Origin of the sequence: Janthinobacterium sp. KBS0711, assembly GCF_000988085.1 — a bacterium.
GTDB classification, from domain to species: Bacteria; Pseudomonadota; Gammaproteobacteria; order Burkholderiales; family Burkholderiaceae_D; genus Janthinobacterium; species Janthinobacterium lividum_E.
Map to the genome: position 1 here is coordinate 521,839 of NZ_LBCO01000035.1, position 22,068 is coordinate 543,906.

General features: G+C 60.9%; 20 protein-coding genes. 17 read left to right on the top strand and 3 right to left on the bottom strand.

Annotated elements, in window-relative coordinates:
• A partial coding sequence (locus VM94_RS29265; RefSeq protein ID WP_046686316.1) for an ABC transporter permease occupies positions 1-622 on the bottom strand: 622 nt, incomplete at its 3' end.
• Between the two features lie 36 nt (positions 623-658).
• Positions 659-1,690: an adenosine deaminase gene (locus VM94_RS25495; RefSeq protein WP_046685964.1), complete on the bottom strand. Its 1,032-nt coding sequence runs from the start codon at positions 1,688-1,690 to the stop codon at positions 659-661.
• Between the two features lie 580 nt (positions 1,691-2,270).
• Here VM94_RS25495 and VM94_RS25500 point away from each other — a divergent pair.
• The 14 genes from VM94_RS25500 (at position 2,271) to VM94_RS25565 (ending at position 19,350) form a co-directional block, all read left to right on the top strand.
• The gene (locus tag VM94_RS25500; protein ID WP_034754154.1) at positions 2,271-4,193 is read left to right on the top strand and encodes a PrkA family serine protein kinase; all 1,923 of its coding nucleotides are present in this window, start codon (positions 2,271-2,273) and stop codon (positions 4,191-4,193) included.
• A gap of 72 nt (positions 4,194-4,265) precedes the next feature.
• Positions 4,266-5,534: a YeaH/YhbH family protein gene (locus VM94_RS25505; protein WP_034754156.1), complete on the top strand. Its 1,269-nt coding sequence runs from the start codon at positions 4,266-4,268 to the stop codon at positions 5,532-5,534.
• The gene (locus VM94_RS25510) at positions 5,534-7,135 is read left to right on the top strand and encodes a SpoVR family protein (protein WP_046686270.1); all 1,602 of its coding nucleotides are present in this window, start codon (positions 5,534-5,536) and stop codon (positions 7,133-7,135) included. Before VM94_RS25505 ends, VM94_RS25510 begins: the two co-directional genes overlap by 1 nt.
• Before the next feature lie 539 nt (positions 7,136-7,674).
• Complete coding sequence (locus tag VM94_RS25515) at positions 7,675-8,331, top strand: energy transducer TonB (protein ID WP_034754161.1); 657 nt, start codon at positions 7,675-7,677, stop codon at positions 8,329-8,331.
• Between the two features lie 86 nt (positions 8,332-8,417).
• Complete coding sequence (locus VM94_RS25520) at positions 8,418-9,350, top strand: MotA/TolQ/ExbB proton channel family protein (RefSeq protein WP_166448878.1); 933 nt, start codon at positions 8,418-8,420, stop codon at positions 9,348-9,350.
• 5 nt (positions 9,351-9,355) lie between these two features.
• A complete protein-coding gene (locus VM94_RS25525; RefSeq protein ID WP_034754165.1) occupies positions 9,356-9,784 on the top strand; it encodes an ExbD/TolR family protein in 429 nt (142 codons plus the stop codon).
• 105 nt (positions 9,785-9,889) lie between these two features.
• Positions 9,890-10,321, top strand: coding sequence for an ExbD/TolR family protein (locus VM94_RS25530; RefSeq protein WP_176741207.1), 432 nt, complete (start codon positions 9,890-9,892; stop codon positions 10,319-10,321).
• A gap of 78 nt (positions 10,322-10,399) precedes the next feature.
• Positions 10,400-11,611 (top strand): tetratricopeptide repeat protein, encoded by a 1,212-nt coding sequence (locus VM94_RS25535; protein ID WP_046685965.1) that lies wholly within the window; start codon positions 10,400-10,402, stop codon positions 11,609-11,611.
• A 242-nt stretch (positions 11,612-11,853) separates the two neighbouring features.
• Positions 11,854-12,825: a bifunctional riboflavin kinase/FAD synthetase gene (locus tag VM94_RS25540; protein ID WP_046685966.1), complete on the top strand. Its 972-nt coding sequence runs from the start codon at positions 11,854-11,856 to the stop codon at positions 12,823-12,825.
• 67 nt (positions 12,826-12,892) lie between these two features.
• The gene (ileS, locus tag VM94_RS25545; protein ID WP_046685967.1) at positions 12,893-15,793 is read left to right on the top strand and encodes an isoleucine--tRNA ligase; all 2,901 of its coding nucleotides are present in this window, start codon (positions 12,893-12,895) and stop codon (positions 15,791-15,793) included.
• Positions 15,794-15,876: 83 nt separating this feature from the next.
• A complete protein-coding gene (gene lspA, locus VM94_RS25550) occupies positions 15,877-16,386 on the top strand; it encodes a signal peptidase II (RefSeq protein WP_046685968.1) in 510 nt (169 codons plus the stop codon).
• A gap of 17 nt (positions 16,387-16,403) precedes the next feature.
• A complete protein-coding gene (gene coaBC, locus VM94_RS25555) occupies positions 16,404-17,624 on the top strand; it encodes a bifunctional phosphopantothenoylcysteine decarboxylase/phosphopantothenate--cysteine ligase CoaBC (protein WP_046685969.1) in 1,221 nt (406 codons plus the stop codon).
• A 35-nt stretch (positions 17,625-17,659) separates the two neighbouring features.
• Positions 17,660-18,109, top strand: a complete 450-nt coding sequence (gene dut / locus VM94_RS25560) for a dUTP diphosphatase (RefSeq protein WP_046685970.1) — start codon at positions 17,660-17,662, stop codon at positions 18,107-18,109.
• Positions 18,110-18,246: 137 nt separating this feature from the next.
• Complete coding sequence (locus VM94_RS25565) at positions 18,247-19,350, top strand: M48 family metallopeptidase (protein WP_046685971.1); 1,104 nt, start codon at positions 18,247-18,249, stop codon at positions 19,348-19,350.
• A gap of 31 nt (positions 19,351-19,381) precedes the next feature.
• Here VM94_RS25565 and VM94_RS28760 read toward each other — a convergent pair whose 3' ends face one another.
• A complete protein-coding gene (locus tag VM94_RS28760; RefSeq protein ID WP_185982130.1) occupies positions 19,382-19,522 on the bottom strand; it encodes a hypothetical protein in 141 nt (46 codons plus the stop codon).
• A gap of 98 nt (positions 19,523-19,620) precedes the next feature.
• Here VM94_RS28760 and VM94_RS25570 point away from each other — a divergent pair, with 98 nt between their 5' ends.
• From VM94_RS25570 to VM94_RS25580, 3 genes are all read left to right on the top strand, one after another.
• Positions 19,621-20,628 (top strand): XdhC family protein, encoded by a 1,008-nt coding sequence (locus VM94_RS25570; protein ID WP_046685972.1) that lies wholly within the window; start codon positions 19,621-19,623, stop codon positions 20,626-20,628.
• Between the two features lie 81 nt (positions 20,629-20,709).
• Entirely contained in the window at positions 20,710-21,615 is a 906-nt protein-coding gene (locus VM94_RS25575) for a DNA-3-methyladenine glycosylase family protein (protein ID WP_046685973.1), read from the top strand.
• A gap of 57 nt (positions 21,616-21,672) precedes the next feature.
• Complete coding sequence (locus tag VM94_RS25580; protein ID WP_046685974.1) at positions 21,673-22,053, top strand: COG4315 family predicted lipoprotein; 381 nt, start codon at positions 21,673-21,675, stop codon at positions 22,051-22,053.
• Positions 22,054-22,068: the final 15 nt, after the last annotated feature.

Here is a 22,068-nt window from a genome sequence, read left to right on the forward strand (position 1 = left end):
TCTGCACCAGCGCCGTGGCGGCCAAGTCGCCCAAGGGCAGCATCACGCGCGGGGCGAAATTGAGGAAAGAAGCGCCGCGGTCCGGTTCACTGGCGATCAGTTGCGTGACGGTAAATGCCTTGTCGCCCAGCGTCAAAGTGTCGCCCAGCTTCGCGTTCAGGTTGGACAGGATCGCCGCATCGACCCACAGGGTGCCGGGCGCCGGCACCTGGTCGGTTGGCCGTCCCACGGCATCCTGCGCTTCGCTCAGCGTGGTCGTGATTTTCAGCTTGCCCCGCTGCGGGTAGCCGGGCGAGACGGCCTTGATGGACGCCAGCTGCGACAGCGATTGCTCGCCCTCGCCCGCTTGCGCCATGCTGGGAAACGTCACCGTGTCGGCCAGGATGAAGCCGCGCTTCTGCGCTTCGGCGCGCCAGGCCGCATTGACGGGCTGGTCGGCGCTGATGACCAGGTCGGCCCCCAGCAGCTGGTGCGCATCGCGGTTCAGGCCCGCGCGCAGGCGGTCGACGAAGAAGCCGACGGCCGACAGGGCCGCCACGGCGACGATCAGCGCGACGAGCAGGAAACGCAGTTGCCCGGCGCGCCAGTCGCGGCCGGTCATTTTCAGGGAAAGGCGGAACATGGGCGGCGGGTCTTTATGCGAGTTGGTTGTGATGCGTTATTGCGCGATGCCGTGGGCAGCCGCGTGCTGGGCGAAATACGCATCGACGGTGGCGAGGAAGGCGTCTTTCTGTGCCTGCGGCAGGAAGGCGGCGATGAAACCGTTGCGCGCCAGGCGATGCGCGTGGGACAGGCCCAGTGGCAGCGCGTCGAAGATGGCGTCGAAATTGTCGTTCATGTAGCCGCCGAAATACGCGGGATCGTCCGAGTTCACCGTCACCAGCAGGCCGGCGTCGAGCAGTTGCACGAGGTTATGGTCATGCATCTGGTCGAATACGCGCAGCTTGGTGTTCGACAGCGGGCACACGGTCAGCGCGATCTGTTCGCGCGCCAGGCGGGCCGTCAGTTCCGCGTCTTCCAGGCAACGCACGCCATGGTCGATGCGTTCGACCTGCAAGTCGTCGAGCGCCGTGCGGATGTAGGCTGGCGGGCCTTCTTCGCCAGCGTGGGCCACCAGGTGCAGGCCCAGCTCGCGGCAACGGGTGTACACGCGCGAGAATTTCTCGGGCGGGTTGCCCACTTCCGACGAATCGAGGCCGATGCCGATGAATTTGTCGCGGTGCGGCAAGGCGTCTTCCAGCGTCTCGAACGCTTCTTCCTCGCTCAGGTGGCGCAGGAAGCACAGGATCAGGGCCGCGCTGACAGGGCTGTCCTGGCAGGCGCGGTGGATGCCGTTGATCACGTCGGCCATGGCCACGCCGCGCGCCGTGTGGGTTTGCGGGTCAAAGAAGATTTCCGTGTGCAAGACGTTATCGGCCTCGGCGCGCTGCAGGTAGGCTTGCGTCATGTCGTAGAAATCCTGCTCTTTCAAGAGCACGCTTGCGCCAGCGTAATAAATGTCGAGAAAAGACTGCAAATCCGTAAAAGCATAGGCGCTGCGCAAGTGTTCCACCGATTCATAGCCAAGCGGCACGCCATTGCGCGCTGCCAGTGCGAAAATCAGTTCCGGCTCCAGCGAGCCTTCGATATGGATATGCAGTTCGGCCTTCGGCATGCCGCGGACGATCGCGCGCAATTGGGGGTTCATCATGGGTGTTCCTTATAGGGTGACGATAAAAATGCTGGCTCGCGCACGCGCACGCGCGGCGCGCAGGGCCATCAGACATGCAGGCATCTTAGCGCAAGATGGCCAGCCTCACCGGCGCCCGGCCGCCATGGCGCCGGCTGCGGCAGCGCCACGGCCGGCATCGGCACGCGCTGGCGAATTGTCGTATGATGGTTTAAAAGGCCTACAAAGGTTCATTGAAATTGAGGAAAAATTTGATGATTTATCCAATTAAATCAACAATTTACAAACAAGTATTAAGGATATGCTGACATATCTTTTGACTTCCTGATCCTTTAGAGCAATAATTAATTTCATGGGGTAAAGGTAAGTGCAACAAGCGCTATCAACAGTGAAAAAATAAGCCGGCTGGCCACGTCAGCACACGGCATCAAGCGCCAGTTTTTTGGTCCGGGCAATCCGGACTCGCAAAGACAGCCGGGCTTGAAACAACAATAAAAATCGGTACGGGGTACAGGAAAAAATTCAGACGGCAAGCCCAGGCGAGTGCCAGGCGGGCGGCCATGGTGACTGGCAGTTCAGGTTTACATTAAAGGACATTGACATGACCATTTTTGATAACTATGCAGCACGCTACGAGCGCACCCGCGAAGAGGAAATGTCGCTCACCGAATACCTGGCCCTGTGCAAGAAGGACAAGCTGACGTACGCCAGCGCGCCCGAACGCATGCTGGCCGCCATCGGCGAGCCGCAGCTGGTCGACACGCGCAACGACACGCGTTTGTCGCGCATCTTCGCCAACAAGGTGATCAAGATCTACCCCGCCTTCCGCGAGTTCTACGGCACCGAGGAGGTGATCGAGCAAGTCGTCTCGTATTTCCGCCACGCGGCGCAAGGCCTGGAAGAACGCAAGCAGATCCTGTACTTGCTGGGGCCTGTCGGCGGCGGCAAGTCATCCATCGCGGAAAAACTCAAGTCGCTGATGGAACACGTGCCCTTCTATTGCCTGAAAGGCTCGCCCGTCAACGAATCGCCACTGGGCCTGTTCAACGAGGAAGAGGACGGCACCATCCTGGAAGAGGATTACGGCATCCCGCGCCGCTACCTGCGCAACATCCCCAGCCCGTGGGCCGTGAAACGCCTGCATGAATACAATGGCGATATCAATCAGTTCCGCGTCGTCAAGCGCTATCCTTCCGTGCTGAAACAGATCGCCATCTCGAAAACCGAGCCGGGCGACGAAAACAACCAGGATATTTCGTCCTTGGTGGGCAAGGTCGACATCCGCAAGCTGGAAGACTATGCGCAGGACGATCCGGACGCCTACAGCTATTCGGGCGGCCTGTGCCTGGCCAACCAGGGCTTGATGGAATTCGTGGAAATGTTCAAGGCGCCCATCAAGGTCTTGCACCCGCTGCTGACGGCCACGCAGGAAGGCAACTACAAGGGCACGGAAGGCTTTGGCGCCATTCCCTTCGACGGCATCATCCTGGCCCACTCGAACGAATCGGAATGGAAGACGTTCAAAAACAACCGCAACAACGAAGCGTTCCTTGACCGTATCTATATAGTCAAGGTGCCGTACTGCCTGCGCGTGTCCGATGAAATCAAGATCTACGACAAGCTGGTGGCCAATTCATCGCTCGTCAAGGCCCCGTGCGCGCCCGGCACCCTGCGCATGATGGCGCAGTTCGCCATCCTGTCGCGCCTGAAGGATCCGGAAAACTCCAGCATCTTCTCGAAGATGCTCGTCTACGATGGCGAAAACCTCAAGGATACGGACCCGAAAGCCAAGTCCATGCACGAATACGTCGATTACGCGGGCGTGGACGAGGGCATGAACGGCCTGTCGACGCGCTTTGCCTTCAAGATCCTGTCGAAAGTGTTCAACTTTGACAATTCCGAAGTGGCCGCCAATCCCGTGCATCTATTATATGTACTGGAGCAGCAGGTCGAGCGCGAGCAGTTCGCGCCGGAACTCGAGCAGCGTTACTTCTCCTATATTAAAGAGCACCTGGCGCAGCGCTATGTGGAATTCATCGGCAAGGAGATCCAGACGGCGTACCTGGAAAGCTATTCGGAATACGGGCAGAATATCTTCGACCGCTATGTGACGTTCGCCGATTTCTGGATACAGGACCAGGAATACCGCGATCCGGACACGGGCGAAAGTTTCGACCGCGAATCGCTGAACAATGAACTGGAAAAGATCGAGAAGCCGGCGGGCATTTCCAATCCGAAGGATTTCCGCAACGAAATCGTCAACTTCGGCTTGCGGGCGCGGGCTTCGAACGGGGGCAAGAATCCCGCCTGGACCAGTTATGAAAAGTTCCGCACTGTGATTGAAAAGAAAATGTTCTCGAATACGGAGGAATTGCTGCCCGTAATTTCCTTCAATGCCAAGGCCAGCGCCGACGATGCCAACAAGCACGCCGACTTCGTGGCCCGCATGGTGGAAAAAGGCTATACGGCCAAGCAGGTACGCCTGTTATGCGAATGGTACTTGCGCGTACGCAAGTCGTCATAGCGCGGACAGCGGAGGCGCGCTCCCGCCTGACGACCGGCGGGGCGCGCAAGACGAGAGGCAAGGAGGCACCCTTTGACATACCTTATCGACAGGCGCTTGCAAAGCAAGAATAAATCCGCCGTCAACCGCGAGCGTTTCCTGCGGCGTTACAAGGGCCAGATCAAGGATGCCGTGGGGCGCGCCATCAAGGGGCGCTCGATCACGGACGTCGAGAATGGCGAGAAGGTCAGCATCCCCGTCAAGGACGTGGGCGAACCGTCGTTTGGCCACGCGCATGGCGGCGTATGGGAAGTGGTCAATCCCGGCAACAAGGAATACCTGAAAGGCGACCAGATCGCCCGGCCGAAAGGCGGCGCCGGCGCCGGGCGGGGCAAGGCGGGCAATAGCGACGAGACGACGGAAGACGATTTCATCTTTGAGTTGTCGCGCGAAGAATTCATGAATTATTTCTTCGAGGACCTGGAATTGCCGCACATGGTGAAAACCCAGCTGACGGCCACCACGGAATTCAAGAACCAGCGCGCCGGCTACAATATGTCGGGTACGCCATCGAACATCCACGTGCTGCGCTCCCTGCGCGGCGCGCTGGGCCGGCGCATCGCCGTGGGCGGCGGCGCCCGCAAGCAGCTGGCGCAGGCCGAGGAAGACCTGGCGACCCTGCTGCACGAAGGCGCGCCCGACAGCGACCCGCTCGTCACGGAACTGCGCCGCCTGATCCACCACTTGCACACGCGCTTGCTGGCGATTCCCTTCATCGACCCGTTCGACTTACGCTACAGCAACCGCATCAAGGTGCCCAAACCCATGACGCAAGCCGTGATGTTCTGCATCATGGACGTCTCCGGCTCCATGGACGAATCGCGCAAGGACACGGCCAAGCGCTTCTTCATCCTCCTGTATCTGTTCCTCAAGCGCGTCTACGACAAGATCGAGGTCGTCTTCATCCGCCACCATACGGCGGCGGCCGAGGTGGACGAGCATGAATTCTTCAATTCGCGCGAGTCCGGCGGCACCGTCGTGTCCTCCGCGCTGCACTTGCTCAACACCATCATCGACGAACGCTATGGCGCCGGGCAATGGAACAGCTACGTGGCGCAGGCGTCCGACGGCGACAACTGGGACAACGATTCCATGCTGTGCCGCCAGTTGCTGATCAATACCATCATGCCCAAGGTGCAGTACTACACCTATGTCGAGATCACCGACGGCCCGCAGCAAAACCTGTGGGAGCAATATGCGGGCGTGCTCGACCATCACGCCCATTTCGCCATGCAAAAGATCGTCACGCCGGCCGATATCTATCCGGTCTTCCGCGAACTGTTCAAGAAACAGGTGAAATGATGAGTGCAGCCTTTGACCGCGCCAGCAATACTCCGGGCGAACCGTTCGTGCGCCTGCGCCACCCGAACGCCCTGCCCGAGCAGTCGGAATGGACGTTCGAGCTGATCGAGCAAATCCACGAGGAAATCCGCCGCGTGGCGAAACAGTTTGGCCTCGACACCTATCCGAACCAGCTGGAAATCATCACGGCCGAGCAGATGATGGATGCCTACACGTCGGTGGGCATGCCCGTCTCGTACAACCATTGGTCGTTCGGCAAGCATTTTCTGTCTACCGAGAAAAGCTACAAGCGGGGCCAGATGGGCCTGGCCTACGAGATCGTCATCAACTCGAACCCGTGCATCGCCTATCTAATGGAGGAAAACAGCCTGACCATGCAGTCGCTGGTGATCGCGCATGCGGCCTACGGCCACAATTCCTTCTTCAAGGGCAATTACCTGTTCCGCGCCTGGACGGATGCGGACGCCATCATCGACTATATGGTGTTTGCCAAGAATTACATCGCCGAATGCGAACAGCGCCATGGCGTCGACGCCGTGGAATTGCTGCTCGACTCTTGCCACGCCATCCAGAACTATGGCGTGGACCGCTACAAGCGCCCGGCGAAACTGTCGATGGCGAAGGAATATGCGCGCCAGAAAGAGCGCGAGGCCTATGTGCAGTCGCAGATCAATCAGTTGTGGCGCACCCTGCCCCGGCGCGATGAAGACGAGGACGAGGACGACCAGCGCAAGGCCGCCCCCCGCTTTCCGCCCGAACCCGAAGAAAACCTGCTGTACTTTATAGAGAAGTACGCGCCGCTGCTGGAACCGTGGCAGCGCGAGATGGTGCGCATCGTGCGCAAGATTTCCCAGTATTTCTATCCGCAGCGCCAAACCCAGGTCATGAACGAGGGCTGGGCCACCTTCTGGCACTACACGATATTGAACCAGCTCTACGACGAAGGCGTGGTGGGCGACGGCTTCATGATGGAATTCCTCAAAAGCCATACCAACGTCGTCTACCAGCCGCCCATCGACAGCCCGTACTACAGCGGCATCAATCCGTATGCACTGGGTTTTGCCATGATGAGCGACATCCGCCGCATCTGCGAGCACCCGACGGACGAAGACCGCGCCTGGTTCCCCGACATGGCCGGCAGCGACTGGCGCAAGAGCCTGGACTTTGCCATGCGCAATTTCAAGGATGAAAGCTTCATCGCCCAATACCTGTCGCCGCGGCTGATCCGTGAATTCCATTTCTTTGCCGTGCTTGACGACGACAAGAATGAAAAGCTGGCCATTTCCGCCATCCACGACGACGCCGGCTACCGCTACGTGCGCCAGCAGCTGGCCGAGCAGTACAACCTGGGCAACCGCGAGCCGAACATCCAGGTCTGGTCCGTCAATACGCGCGACGACCGGGCATTGACCCTGCGCCACACGCAATTCCAGCGCCGCCCCCTGAACCAGCAGGCGGCCGAGGTGCTCAAGCACGTGGCGCGGCTGTGGGGCTTCGATGTGCACCTCGATACGGTCGACCCGCAGGGCGTCGTCCTGGGCACCTTGAATTGCCGACGGGAAAAACGCAACCGGCGCGATGACCCGGTTGTCCGGCCATGAAATGATTTGTTGATAATAATCAATGGCAAGAACATAAGCGTTTCCTATGCCTACATAGGAATTCAGTATGGCCTGGCGGCCTCAAATGGGCCGCCAGGACCGCCTTTTTTGACCTGGATAAAGTCCCTTCCGCACTCGTTTGGTGCGAGCGTGCCGCTAAGTGGTCTGGTTCGGAGGTAAAACATTTCCAAAAGGAAAGATTTTCTTCCAAATTTAGCAGTTTCCATATTGAATATCACGAAATATAATTCCGCCATATTGGCACATCGGAGAACTTAGCAGTGGTAGCCGAAAACGGCTGTAAAAAACCGATAAGACCGCCTTTTTTTCTGTCCGAAAGCGTGCAAAGATGACATAAGCAAGTACGTTTTCAGGGCGCAAAAGCGTCAAAAATTTAACCGGTTTTAGGCGTTAAAAATCTGTGTAAAATAAAGAATTCGTATGTATAATTCGGCGACGTCCCGGATACGGCTGGAGCTTTGTGTCGTCATTTTGGGGTTCAGTTGCAAGACAAGAGATGGTATTTGGAGAAAGCAGGCATGAATTTTTCGAACGAGAAAAGTCCCAAGAACTACACAGGCATCACTATCGTTGTCCTGCTGCACGTTCTCGCGGCTTACGGGATCGTGACGGGCTTGGGCAAGCGGTTGGTCACCAAAATGATGGAACCGGTTGAAACCAAGATTATCGAGGAAGTCAAACCGCCTCCACCGAAGGATCTTCCACCGCCACCACCGCCGCCAGAAATGAAAGCGCCACCGCCGCCATTCATTCCGCCAGTCGAGGTGAACGTGCAGCAGCCGCCACCACAGCAAAACGTGATTGCAAATACGACTGCTGTGAAGCCAGCCACGAATGTATTGGCACCGCCGGCACCGCCTGCACAGCCTGCGCCAACTCCTGGACCAGCCAAATCGGTGCGTACGCCGGCCGTGGTTGACTTCAGTGTCTGCGAAAAGCCGGCTTATCCAAAGTCGTCGCAGCGCAATGAGGAAACCGGTGTGGTGACACTGTCGTTCCTGATCGGTGTAGACGGCAAGGTCGCTGATTCGAAGATCGTGAAGTCCAGCGGCTTCAGAGACCTGGACAAAGCCGCGGTGCAAGGTATCAGCCGCTGTACATTTAAGCCGGCAACAGTAGACGGCAAGCCGGAACAAGGCTGGCAGCAAATGCAATACGTTTGGTCGCTGGATTAAAACCCGAGGCAGTTATCCCCTGTCTCACACTATGATTTCGTTGTCATTACGTTCAGCGATCTGTTATTTTTAATTTTGGAGGAAGCATGTTTAAGAATACCCGTTTGTCCGCATTTTTTGCCGCGGTTCTGTTGTCCGTTACCGCTACTACCGCTCTGGTAGCAGCTCCGGCATTCGCTGACGCGCCAGCATCGGCTGCCGCTTCGGCTCCAGCGGCAGACGCTGCAGCAGCACCAGCACCAGCTGCTGATGCAGCAGCTCCAGCAGCAGACGCAGCAGCTCCAGCCGCTGATGCAGCAGCTCCAGCCAAAACTGAAGAAGTCCACAACCCGTTCGGCCTGCAAGCAGTGTGGGACGGCGGCTTCGTGCCACGCGCCACCCTGATCATCCTGGCCATCATGTCGATCGGCAGCTGGTACATCATCATCACCAAGCTGATGGATCAAATGAAGATCTTCAAGCAAGCTAAAGAAACCGCTGCCAAATTCTGGAAAGCACCTTCGATCGCTGCTGGCTCGGCAACCCTGACCGAAGGCTCGCCATTCCGCTTCATCGCTGAATCGGGCACCAAGGCAACGGCTCACCATGACGGCGCCCTGCTGGAACAAATCGATCTGTCGACCTGGGTGACGATGTCGATCCAGCGCGCTTCGGACAAAGTCCAATCGCGTCTGCAAGATGGCCTGTCGTTCCTGGCAACCGTTGGTTCGACCGCACCGTTTATCGGTCTGTTCGGTACCGTTTGGGGTATTTACGGCGCGCTGACCAACATCGGCATGACCGGTAACGCTTCGATCGATAAAGTTGCAGGTCCAGTTGGTGAAGCACTGATCATGACCGCTTTCGGTCTGCTGGTCGCCGTTCCTGCCGTTCTGGGTTACAACTGGCTGGTGCGTCGTAACAAAACCGCAATGGAAGACGTACGCTCGTTCAGCGCCGACGTTCACTCGGTACTGATCTCCGGCGCAATGTCGACCAGCGAAGCTGGCCGTGCTGCCGGCGCTAAAAAGATCGGATAAGAATCATGTCGATGTCCGTCGGCTCCGACAGCGGAGATGAAGATCAAGTAATGTCAGAAATCAACACGACGCCGCTCGTCGACATCATGTTGGTTTTGCTGATCATTTTCTTGATCACCAGTCCGGTTGTCCTCAAATTGCAGAAAATCGATCTGCCGATCGAGGCCAACCAAGCCCTTCAAAGCAAGCCAGAAAACGTCAACATCGTTGTCAACAAGGATGGCGAGATTTATCTGGGCCAGAAGAAACTGAAAGATACGAGCGAACTGTTCGATTATCTGAAAGTTGAAGCAGTGAAAGTACCGCAGCCGGAAGTACACGTTCGTGGCGACCAAGAAACACGCTACGAATCGATCGGCCGGGTTATTTACACGACCCAACGTGCCGGGATCCAGAAGGTCGGCTTCATCACCGAACCACCTGACAAGGGCTGATAGCGACTGGCAGCGGCGCCCCGGCAACAAGGGCGCGCCACTGCCGGAAGCTGACCGGGCGGCAGTTTCGCCCGGTGCTTCGTTGGACTTCTTAAAGGAAACACTATGAGTATGAATGTCGGTTCGGGAAGCGCTCCAGGCGCGGATCCGGAACCAATGATGGAACTGAACATGACGCCCCTCATCGACGTGATGCTGGTGCTGATTATCATGTTGATCATCACGATTCCTAAGCAAAACCACTCGGTGAACTTGAACATGCCGGTCGGCACACCGCCGCCACCGACAACCGAACCAGTGGTCGTCACGATCGATGTCGATTTTGACGGTACGATCTTGTGGGACAATCAGGTCGTTCCTGACCGCGCTTCGCTGGAAGCCAAGCTGAGCAACGTCGCTGCGCAAGCAGACCAGCCGGAAGTGCATCTGCGTCCGAACAAGCTGGTGGAATACAAAGTCGTCGCCGGTGTGATGGCGTCGGCGCAGCGTCTGGGCGTGACCAAAATCGGTCTGGTCGGCAACGAGCAATTCCAGTAAGCTGCAGCAATCAGGTTCTCTTTACATCCGAATAGGCAGGACTTCCTGCCTATTCGCTTTTTACTGAAAGACTTTCTTATGTCCAAGTTTCGTCTCGCTCATCTCGGCCTCGTCATGGCCGCTATCGGTTTTACCGCAGCAACTCCCGTAATCGGCCTGGGCTCGCTGGCATACGCCGCGGACACCGTGCGTGCCGAAGTGGGCAAGCCACTGCAAGAAGCGCAAAAACTCGCTAGCAGCGGCAAAAACAAGGAAGCGCTGGCCAAGCTGCGCGAAGCTGACAGCGTCGGCGGCAAGACCGCCTTTGAAAGCTACCAGATCGAGCGCGTGCGCGCCTCGGCCGCTGCTGCCGCCGGCGACAACGGCACCGCCATCAAGGCGTTTGAAGCCGTCATCAATTCCGGCCGCCTGAGCGCCGCCGAAGCACCCAAATTCACGCAAGCGCTGGCAGGCATGTACTACCGCGCCAAGGACTGGCCGAACACCATCACCTGGATCAAACGCTCGCTGAAAGACCGCGAAGATCCACAGATGCGCGAACTGCTGATCCAGACCTACTACGTCAGCGGCAACTACGCCGAAGCGGCGAAGGAACTGCAATCGCGCGGCGGCAACTCGGAAGCGAGCCTGCAAATGCTGGCCAACATCCAGTTGAAGCAGAACGACAAGGCTGGCTATGTATCCACCCTGGAAAAACTGGCATCGAGCTATCCGAAAACCAGCTACTGGGCCGACCTGCTGAACCGCGTTTCCGGCAAACCTGGCTTCTCGCAGCGCCTGGGCCTGGACGTCCAGCGCCTGCGCCTGGCCAACGGCCTGTTCACCAAGCCGTCCGAATACATGGAAATCAGCCAGCTGGCCCTGCAAGCAGGCAATCCTGGCGAAGCGCTGAGCATCATCGAACAGGGCTACAAAAAAGGAGTGCTGGGCACCGGCACCGATGCCGCCCGTCACCAGCGCCTGAAAGACCTGGCCCTGAAGACCCAGGCTGACCTGAAGGCCAACGCCGCCAAGTCGGAAGCGGAATACGTCAAGAACAAGGACGCCGACAGCTTGAGCAAGCTGGGCTTCGCCTTGGTCTACGATGGCCAAGCCGACAAAGGCCTGGGCCTGATGAACGACGCCGTGAAAATGGGCACCGCCAAGTATGCGGAAGAAGCCAAGCTGCACCTGGGCATCGCCTACATCCACGCCGGCAAGAAATCCAACGCATCGACCGCGCTGAAAGCCGTCAAAGGCACGGATGGCGCGGCTGACCTGGCTCGCTACTGGGCATTGATGAATAAATAAGACAACACGTCCAGGGCGTTGTTGCCGCGTCTCGCCGTACATTCGTACTGTCTTCGACGCGGCGCCTAGCCCTGAACATGTTGCCAAGCCCTTAGTTCGCGAAAAGCGTTGCCAGCACACCCGCCGGCAACGCTTTTTATCATTTCAGCGGGGAAATTGCCCCTGCGCCCGCCCTGCCGGGTGTGCATCCCTGAAACAGTCCGTATAATCCCCCTTTTGGCACAGTTTTTCATCAGATTCCTATGAAGGTATTCCGCGGACTTCCCAATGCCCAGGCACGAGCGCCTTGCGCTCTGACCATCGGCAATTTTGACGGTGTCCACATCGGCCATCAGGCCTTGTTGGCGCGCGTGCGCGAAGCTGCCACCGAACTCGGCATCGAAGCGGCCGTGATGACGTTCGAGCCGCACCCGCGCGAATTCTTCGCGCAGCGCGCGGGCGACCTGTCGCAAGCGCCGCAGCGTATCGCCAACCTGCGCGACAAGCTGCAATCGCTGGAAGACGCCGGCATCGACCGGGTCGTCGTCGAGCACTTCAGCGCCCAGTTCGCCGCCTTGACGCCGCAGGAATTCACGGAAAAAGTCCTCGTCGACGGCTTGCACGTGAAATGGCTGATGGTCGGCGACGACTTCTGCTATGGCGCCCGGCGCGCCGGCGACGTCGCCATGCTGCAGGAAGCGGGCCGCCAGTATGGTTTCCACGTAGAAACTTTGCCGACGGTGATGAATGGCAGCACGCGCATCTCCTCGTCGGCCGTGCGCCTGGCGCTGGCCGCCGGCGATTTCCCGCTGGCCACGCAGCTGCTCGGTCATCCTTACGCCATTTCCGGCCATGTCATCCACGGCCAGAAGCTGGGCCGCACCCTCGGTTTCCCCACCCTGAACCTGCGCGTGGCTCACCGCCCCGCCCTGTCCGGCATCTTCATCGTGCAGGTACACGGCCTGGGGCCGGCACCGCTGCCCGCCGTGGCCAGCCTCGGCGTGCGCCCCACCGTCGACGACAGCGGCCGCGTCTTGCTGGAAGTGCATCTGTTCGATTTCGCCCAGTCCTGCTACGGCAAGCTGGTACGCGTGGAGTTTCTGGAAAAGCTGCGCGACGAAGAAAAGTACGACGACTTGCCCACCCTGACGGCCGCCATCGAGCGCGACTCGAACCAGGCGCGCGCCTACTTCGAGCAGCGCAGCGGCGCCATTACCGCCACCGACCGAATTTGACGCCGGCCAACTCCGCCGACTGGCGGCACCTGCCGCCGCAAACCATTCAATATCATTAAAGAAGATTATGTCCGATCAAAACAAGCCAGCCACGCCCAAGCAGAACAAGAAGCCTGAAAGCAAATACCCGGTCAACATGACGGAAACCCCGTTCCCGATGCGCGGCGACATGGCCAAGCGCGAGCCGCAATGGGTGCAGCAATGGCAAGACAAGAAGATCTACGAGCGCGTGCGCAAGGCTGCCGCCGGCCGTCCGAAATTCATCCTGCACGACGGCCCGCCGTACGCGAATGGCGACATCCACCTGGGCCACGCCGTCAACAAGATCCTGAAGGACATGGTCGTCAAGTCGCGCTCGCTGGCCGGCTTCGACGCGCCGTATGTACCGGGCTGGGATTGCCACGGCATGCCGATCGAGATCCAGATCGAAAAACTGCACGGCAAGAACCTGCCGACGGCCGAAGTGCTGGAAAAGGCGCGCGCCTACGCCAACGTGCAGGTCGAGCGCCAGAAGAAAGACTTTATCCGTCTGGGCGTATTGGGCGAGTGGGACAACCCGTATTTGACGATGGCGCACGGCAATGAAGCGGACGAATTGCGCGCGCTGGGCAAGCTGCTGGAAAAAGGCTATGTCTACCGCGGCCTGAAACCCGTCAACTGGTGCTTCGACTGCCAGTCGGCCCTGGCCGAGGCGGAAGTGGAATACGCGGAAAAACGCGATCCCGCCATCGATGTCGGCTTCAAGTTCGCCGAGCCGGCCAAACTGGCGGCCGCCTTCGGCCTGCCATCGCTGCCGACCGATAACGGTTTCATCGTCATCTGGACCACGACGCCGTGGACCATCCCGTCGAACCAGGCGCTGAACGTGCATCCGGAAGTCAAATACGCACTGGTGAAAACCGAGCGCGATGGTCAGCCATTGCTGCTGATCCTGGCGCAAGACCTGGTCGTGGCCAGCCTGGCGCGCTTCAAGCTCGAGGGCACGACGATCGCCACCTGCGACGGCGCCGCCCTGGCCGGCATCAGCTTCCGCCACCCGCTGCATGCGAGCGACGCTTTCTATGACCGTCTGTCGCCTTTGTACCTGGCCGAATACGTGACCACGGAAAGCGGCACGGGCGTGGTGCACTCGGCGCCAGCCTACGGTCTGGACGACTTCATCTCGTGCAAGGCGCACGGCATGAAGGACGACGACATCATCAAGCCCGTCATGGGCGACGGCAAGTTCGCCTCGACCCTGCCCCTGTTCGGCGGCATGACCATCTGGGAAGCGTCGAAGCCGATCTGCAACGCCCTGCGCGAAGCGGGCGCGCTGTTCGAAGTCAAGATGTTCGACCACAGCTACATGCATTGCTGGCGCCATAAGACGCCGATCATCTACCGCGCCACCTCGCAGTGGTTCGCCGGCATGGACGTGACGCCAAAAGACGGCGGCGCGACCCTGCGCGAGACGGCATTGAAAGGCATCGCCGACACCGAGTTCTTCCCGGACTGGGGCCAGGCGCGCCTGCACGGCATGATCGCCAACCGTCCCGACTGGACCCTGTCGCGCCAGCGCCAGTGGGGCGTGCCGATGGCCTTCATCGTGCACAAGGAAACGGGCGACCTGCATCCGCGCACGCCGGAATTGCTGGAGCAAGTGGCCAAGCTGATCGAAAAAGACGGCATCGAGGCATGGCAGGCGCTGGATCTGAAAGACCTGATCGGCGACGAAGCGGCCATCTACGCGAAGAACAAGGACACGCTGGACGTGTGGTTCGATTCCGGCGCCACGCACCAGACGGTGCTGGGCGGCCCGCAAGGCCACGGTTCGCACTCGACGCAGCTGCAATTCCCGGCCGACCTGTACCTGGAAGGCTCGGACCAGCATCGCGGCTGGTTCCACTCGTCCTTGCTCGTGTCGTCGATGCTGAATGGCCGTCCGCCGTATAAAGCCCTGCTGACGCACGGCTTCACGGTCGATGGCGAAGGCAAGAAGATGTCCAAGTCGCTGGGCAACACGCTGGCGCCGCAAAAGATCTCGGACACCCTGGGCGCGGATATCCTGCGCCTGTGGATCGCCTCGACCGACTACACGGGCGAGCTGTCGATCTCCGACGAAATCCTGAAACGCGTGACGGAATCGTACCGCCGCATCCGCAACACCCTGCGCTTCCTGCTGGCCAATACGTCGGACTTCAATCCGGCCACGGACGCCGTGCCGGTGGCGGAGATGTTCGAGATCGACCGCTATGCGCTGGCCAACATGGCGTCGCTGCAAACGCAGATCGAGAACAACTACGCGCGCTACGAATTCCATCCGGTCGTGTCGAAGCTGCAGACGTACTGCTCGGAAGACCTGGGCGGCTTCTATCTGGACATCCTGAAAGACCGGTTGTACACCTCGGGCCTGACGTCGCACGCGCGCCGTTCCGCGCAAACGGCCCTGTGGCACATCACGCAAAGCCTGCTGCGCCTGATGGCCCCTGCCCTGTCGTTCACGGCCGAAGAAGCTTGGGCCGTCTTCGCAGGAAGCGAAGCGTATGCCGCCAGCGATGAAACCATCTTCACGCAAACCTGGTGGCAGCTGCCGGAAGTGGCGGATGCCGCCGGCCTGCTGGAGAAATACACGGCCCTGCGCGCCGTGCGCACGGATGTGACGAAACAGCTGGAAGACTTGCGCACCTCTGGCGCCATCGGTTCGTCGCTGCAAGCGGAACTGACGATCAAGGCTGCACCGATGAAGTACAAGCTGCTCACCACCCTGGGCGAGGACTTGAAGTTCGTCTTCATCACCTCGCAGGCAACGGTGGCTGAAGTGAGCGACGAAGCGGCCGAGGAAGTGGTCGTGGCCGCGTCGACGGCGCCGAAGTGCGAGCGCTGCTGGCACTACCGTGCGGACGTGGGCACGGACGCCGCGCATGCTACCCTGTGCGGCCGCTGCGTCAGCAATCTGTTTGGCGCGGGCGAGAAACGCCGCTTCGCATAAAACAGCGCGGGACACGTTCCTGCGCCGCTTCCCACCGCCGCTGCCCGCAAGGGTAGCGGCGGTCTTATCTTCCCTGGAAAAATATGGCCACTAAAAACCGTTTTTCATCGAAATCGTCATCTTCGGCGTCGCTCGTGCCCTGGCTGGGCATTGCCGCCATCGTCATCCTGTTCGACCAGATCACCAAGATCACGATCCTGAAGACCTTCCGCTATGCGCAAGAGATGGTCATCACCTCGTATTTCAATCTGGTGCTCGCGTATAACAAGGGCGCCGCGTTCAGCTTCCTGTCCGACCAGGGCGGCTGGCAGCGCTATTTTTTCACCGGCATCGCCCTGGCGGCCGCCATCTACATCGTCTATCTGCTGAAAAAGCACGCGGGCCAGCGCATGTTCTGCTGGGCTCTGGCGCTGATCCTCGGCGGCGCGCTGGGCAACGCCATCGACCGCCTGGTGTACGGCCACGTGGTCGACTTCCTCGACTTCCACTGGAAAAGCTGGGGCCATTTCCCCGCTTTCAATATCGCCGACAGCGCCATCTGCATCGGCGCGGCCCTGTTCATCATCGATGAACTGCGCCGGGTAAACAAATAAACACGCGGGAGAACGGCATGGAATTGTCCGGCAAAAAAATCGTCCTGGGACTGTCAGGCGGCGTCGCCTGCTACAAGGCGGCGGAACTGTGCCGCGCGCTGACCAAGGCCGGCGCCTCGGTGCAAGTGGTGATGACGGATGCGGCCAGCCACTTCATCACGGCCGTCACGATGCAGGCCCTGTCCGGCCACCCCGTGCACACGAGCCAGTGGGATGCGCGCATAGCCAACAACATGGCGCATATCGATCTGACGCGCCATGCGGACGCCATCCTGATCGCCCCGTGTTCGGCCGACTTCATGCGCAAGCTCGCGCATGGCGTGTGCGACGACCTGCTGTCGACCCTGTGCCTGGCACGTCCCTCCCACCTGCCCCTGCTGGTGGCGCCGGCCATGAACGTGGAAATGTGGCAGAACCCCGCCACGCAACGCAATGTGCAGCAACTGCGCGACGACGGCATCAAGCTGTTCGGCCCAGCCGCCGGCGAACAGGCGTGCGGCGAAGTTGGCCTGGGCCGCATGCTGGAACCGGAGCAATTGCTGACGGAGCTGATCGCCGCCTTCCAGCCGAAAGTCCTGGCGGGCAAGCGCGTGCTGGTCACGGCCGGCCCCACGTTCGAAGCCATCGACCCCGTGCGCGGCATCACCAATCTGTCCTCGGGCAAGATGGGCTATGCGGTGGCGCGCGCGGCGCGCGAAGCGGGCGCCGAGGTGCTGCTCATTTCCGGCCCGACGGCCCTGGACGCGCCATTCGGCGTGCGCCGCATCGACGTGCAAAGCGCGCAGCAGATGCATGACGCCGTGCTGGCCCACGTCGACGGCCAGCACGTCTTCGTCGCCGTGGCCGCCGTGGCCGACTGGCGCGTGGCCAACGCCAGCGACCAGAAGATGAAAAAGCAGGCCGACGGCTCCGTGCCCGAACTGCAGTTCGTGCAAAACCCCGACATCCTGGCCACTGTAGCGGCACGCACCAACCTGGCCGGCTATCCGTATTGCGTGGGCTTTGCCGCCGAATCGGAAAATCTCGTGGAGTTCGGCTCGACCAAGCGTGAGAAAAAGGGTATCCCCCTCCTGGTCGGCAATATCGGCCAGAACACCTTTGGCCAGGACGACAACACCATCATCCTGTTCGACGAGGAAGGCCATACCGTGCTGCCGCGCGCCTCGAAACTGAACCTGGCGCGCCAGCTGATCTCGGAAATCTCGAAGCGCATTGCCAAGAATTCGCTGCTCAAATAATCCCTTTAAACGACTTAGCTTAGTTAGTTAGATTCATGAAAACTATCGACATCAAGATCCTCGACGCCCGCATGAAAGAACTGCTGCCGGCCTACGCCACGCCAGGCAGCGCCGGCCTGGACCTGCGCGCCTGCATCGACGAGGCCATCACCATCGAAGCCGGCCAGACCGTGCTCATTCCCACCGGCCTGGCCATCCACATCGGCGACCCGTCGTATGCGGCCATGATCCTGCCGCGCAGCGGCATGGGCCACAAAAACGGCATCGTATTGGGGAATCTGGTAGGCTTGATCGACTCCGATTACCAGGGCCAGCTGATGGTATCGACCTGGAACCGGGGCCAGAGCGCTTTCACGCTCAACCCCATGGAACGCCTGGCGCAACTGATTATCGTGCCGGTGCTGCAAGTGGGCTTTAACGTCGTCGAGGAATTCGGCGACAGCGAACGCGGTGTTGGCGGTTTCGGCAGCACCGGCAAACATTAACAGCGACTGACAAACCGTAGCGAGCGGATGTGAGTTGTGGCTGAGAAGCGGAGCTGTGCGAATGCACAGTGAGCATCGGAGGCCGCAAATCGCGCCGCGCAGTAGGTTTTGTCAGGAGCTACACGAAGGAATAGTCCATGCCAGGTTTCCGCCATCTGATCCCAGCCCCAACTTCGCTGCGCCGATTGGCCACTCCTTTATTGCTGGCCAGTGCGGCCATCCTCGCCGGCTGCACCACGCCGGCGACGAATGTCAGCGGTCCGTTCAACATCGTGCCGGCGCCCGATGCGCCCGCGCCGACGGCGCAGCAAAAGGCGGCGCAGGAAGAACTGGTGAAGATGGTGGCGCTGCAGGACCGCCTGTCGAAAGTCTCGGCGCCCCTGCTGATCAACAATGCGGACCTGTGCAAGACGTATGCGCGCAACCTGCTAGGCTTCACGGCGCAGAACAAGTATTCCTACCCTGGCATCTATGCCGACGCGGCGCAGGCGGCGCTCGGCTATGGCGAACAGATGCAGGTGTCCGGCGTCTTGCCGGGCAGCGGCGCCGCGCGCGCCGGCTTGCGCAAGGGCGACGGCTTGCTGGCCGCCGAAGGCAAGCCGCTGCCGGCCGGCCCGAAAGCGGAAGGCCCGTTCGGCGCCATCGTCGGCCCGCTGGCCTCGAAAAGCGCGAGCCTGAACATGACCATCGCCCGCGACGGCCAGCAACAGGACCTGAAAATTCCCGTCACGCGCGCCTGCGCCTTCCGCGTCGCTCTGGGCAATGCGGACAATATCAACGCGTATTCGGATGGTTCGCGCATCATGCTCACGCGCGGCATGGTCAACGCGGCGCAAAACGACGAAGGCATCGCCTTCGTCATCGCCCGCGAAATGGCGCACAATATCCTCGACCACGCGCGCAGCCAACGCACGGCAGGTACGGCCGGCAGCATCATCGACAGCCTGGGCGCCGTGCAACCCGACGTGTCGATGCTGACGGGCGCCGCCGGCATCAAGGCCATGCCGCAGGAACTCGACGTGCAGGCCGACACCCTGGCCATCTACCTGCTGGCGCGCGCCGGCTACAACGTCGACAACGCCGCCCGCTTCTGGCAACGCCTGGCCACGCAAGTGCCGGCTACGGTCGCCAACGGCTACACGGCCCTGCACCCGGGCACCAACTCGCGCATGGCGGCCATCAACCGCGCCGTCATCGACGTGCGCGCCAAGCAGGCGGCGAAGAAGCCGTTGAAGCCTTAAACGCCAAAGGCGCCTGATGCAGCAGGTTTGCTCAGGCGCCGGGGAAGTTCGGGAAGTAGGTGCCCATGATCCAGGTCAGGGCGCCGCAAAACACCACCGCCAGGAACAGGGCGATGAGCAGTTTGCCAAACTTGGGGATGCCGTCATCTTGCGCTTTTTGGTCGTTCGACATGAAAACTCTCCGCAGGCTGTTGGAGAGCGTAGTATAGCCACAATATTGAAAAATATTCCATACTTTGCCGCGTAGCTACGGCTTTCCTTCCGCGCCCCATGGACAGCATCGACCTTGAAGTTCTGAAAACCAGCGCCGCCTGGCTCGCCTCCGGCCACCGCTGCGAACTCGTCACCGTCATCAAGACGTGGGGCTCCAGTCCCCGCCCCGTCGGCGCCACTCTGGCCATCTGCGACGATGGCACGGTGGTCGGTTCCGTCTCCGGCGGCTGCATCGAAGATGACTTGATCGACACCGTGCGCGTGCGCGGCATCGTGCGTACGCTGCCGGAAATCGTCAGCTACGGCATCAGCGCCGACGAAGCGCACCGCTTCGGCCTGCCCTGCGGCGGCACCATCGAACTGGCCATCGAACCGCTGCATGCGGACAGCCGTGTGGCCGAATTGCTGGCGCGCCTGGAAGCGCATGAACTGGTCGAACGCCGGCTCGACTTGCGCAGCGGCGCCGTCACCCTGCGGCGCGCCACGCCGGGCGCCGTGCTGGCCCTGGAAGATGGGGTGCTCACCACGCAGCATGGCCCGCGCTGGCGCTTGCTGATCATCGGCGCCAGCCAGCTGTCGCGCTTCGTGGCGCAGATCGCCACGGCCATGGATTACCACGTCATCGTCTGCGACCCGCGCGAGGAATACCGGGACGGCTGGAACGTGCCCGGCGTGCCCCTGCTGCACGCCATGCCCGACGACCTCGTGCTGGAACTCAAGCTCGACAGCCGCAGTGCCGTCGTCGCCCTCACGCACGACCCCAAGCTCGACGACCTGGCACTGATGGAAGCGCTGAAATCGCCCGCGTTCTACGTGGGCGCAATCGGCTCGCGCGCGAATAACGCCAAGCGGCGCGAGCGGCTGCTGCAGTTCGACGTCAGCGCCGAGCAGCTGGCGCGCCTGCACGGTCCCATCGGCCTCTACATCGGCAGCAAGACTCCGGCCGAAATCGCCATTTCCATCCTGGCCGAACTGACGGCCGTGAAAAATGGCGTGCCCGACGCCCTGCAGATCCAGCACGCGGCGGCCCTCAGCCCGCCCACTACCGACATCTGCGCCCGCTAAAGGCACAAAGCAAGAAACGCGGTGCGCCCGCATCGCCTCCCTGATACCGTTCCTGATACGCTTCCTGATTTCCTGCCCACCATGACCCTGTTGCACTGGACCCTCCCCCTGCCCGCCGGCTACCGCCGCGACGACGTCATCGCCTTCCACAGCCGCGACGGGGAAGCCGTGGCCGAACAAGTCACGCCGACGGGCCTGCGCAAGGGCATCCTGATGCAAGGCGTGCCAGTCGTGCTGGATGTCGCCTTCACGGACGATGCCGCTATCTGCCAGGCAGACATCGATGGCGATGCAGACCTTCAAACACCGCTGCACGGTGCCCTGCTCAACATCCTCGGCCTGCGCATCGACCCGCAGCCGTTCGCGCAACTGGCGGCCGGCGACCCGCTGCTGGCGCCTTTGGTCCACGCCAACCCGGGCCTGCGCATCGTGCAGTCGGCCAGCCCGTTCGAGGCGCTGACCTGGGCCATCATCGGCCAGCAAATCAACCTGCCGTTCGCCATTTCCCTGCGCCGCACTTTCATTCTGCAAGCGGGACGCCGGCACACCAGCGGCCTGTGGTGCTATCCCGAAGCGCGCGACGTGGCCCGGCTGTCGGTGGAAGAGCTGACCAGCCGCAAATTCTCGCGCGCCAAGGCGGAAACCCTGCTGCGCCTGGCGCGCCTCGTCGATGAGGGAGAATTGTCGCTGGAGCTACCGCCCTCCGGTGACGTGGCGGCGATTTCCCAGGCGCTGCTGGCCGTGAAAGGCATCGGACCGTGGACCGTCAACTACGCGCTGCTGCGCGGCTACGGCTATGCCGACTGCTCGCTGCACGGCGACGTGGCCATCCGCGCCGCCCTGCAAAAGCTGCTCGGCGAAGAAACGAAACCTGACATGGCGCGCACGGAACAGTGGCTGCGCCAGTACGCGCCGCACCGCACCATGGCGGCCGCCCACCTGTGGGCCAGCCTGCATCCCAAAAATAATCCGCCAGCGGCGGAATAAACGGCGGGCGGCATGCGTCTATCCCTTGCAAGCCCCCAAAACCTCAAGGAGACCATCATGCGTTTTACCACTTTTGCCGCCGCCGTAGCTGCTGCCTTTGTCACCGCCTTGTCCGCCCCGCTGGCGTTCGCCGCCGACGTCATGCCCGCCAACGGCATGCTGGTCAACGCCAGCGGCATGACCGTGTACGTGTTCGACAAGGATGTCGCCGACAGCGGCAAGAGCGCCTGCAGCGGCGGCTGCCTGGTGGCCTGGCCCGCCGTCATCGCCACCGACGCGGCGCCCGCCGCCCCGTATGGCAGCATCAGGCGCGAAGACAACGGCGCCCTGCAGCTGACCTACAAGGGCAAGCCCCTGTACCTGTACAAGGAAGACAAGAAGCCGGGCGACGTGGCCGGCGACAATTTCAAGAACGTGTGGCACGTCGTCAAGCCGTAAGCAGCCCTCCCCGCC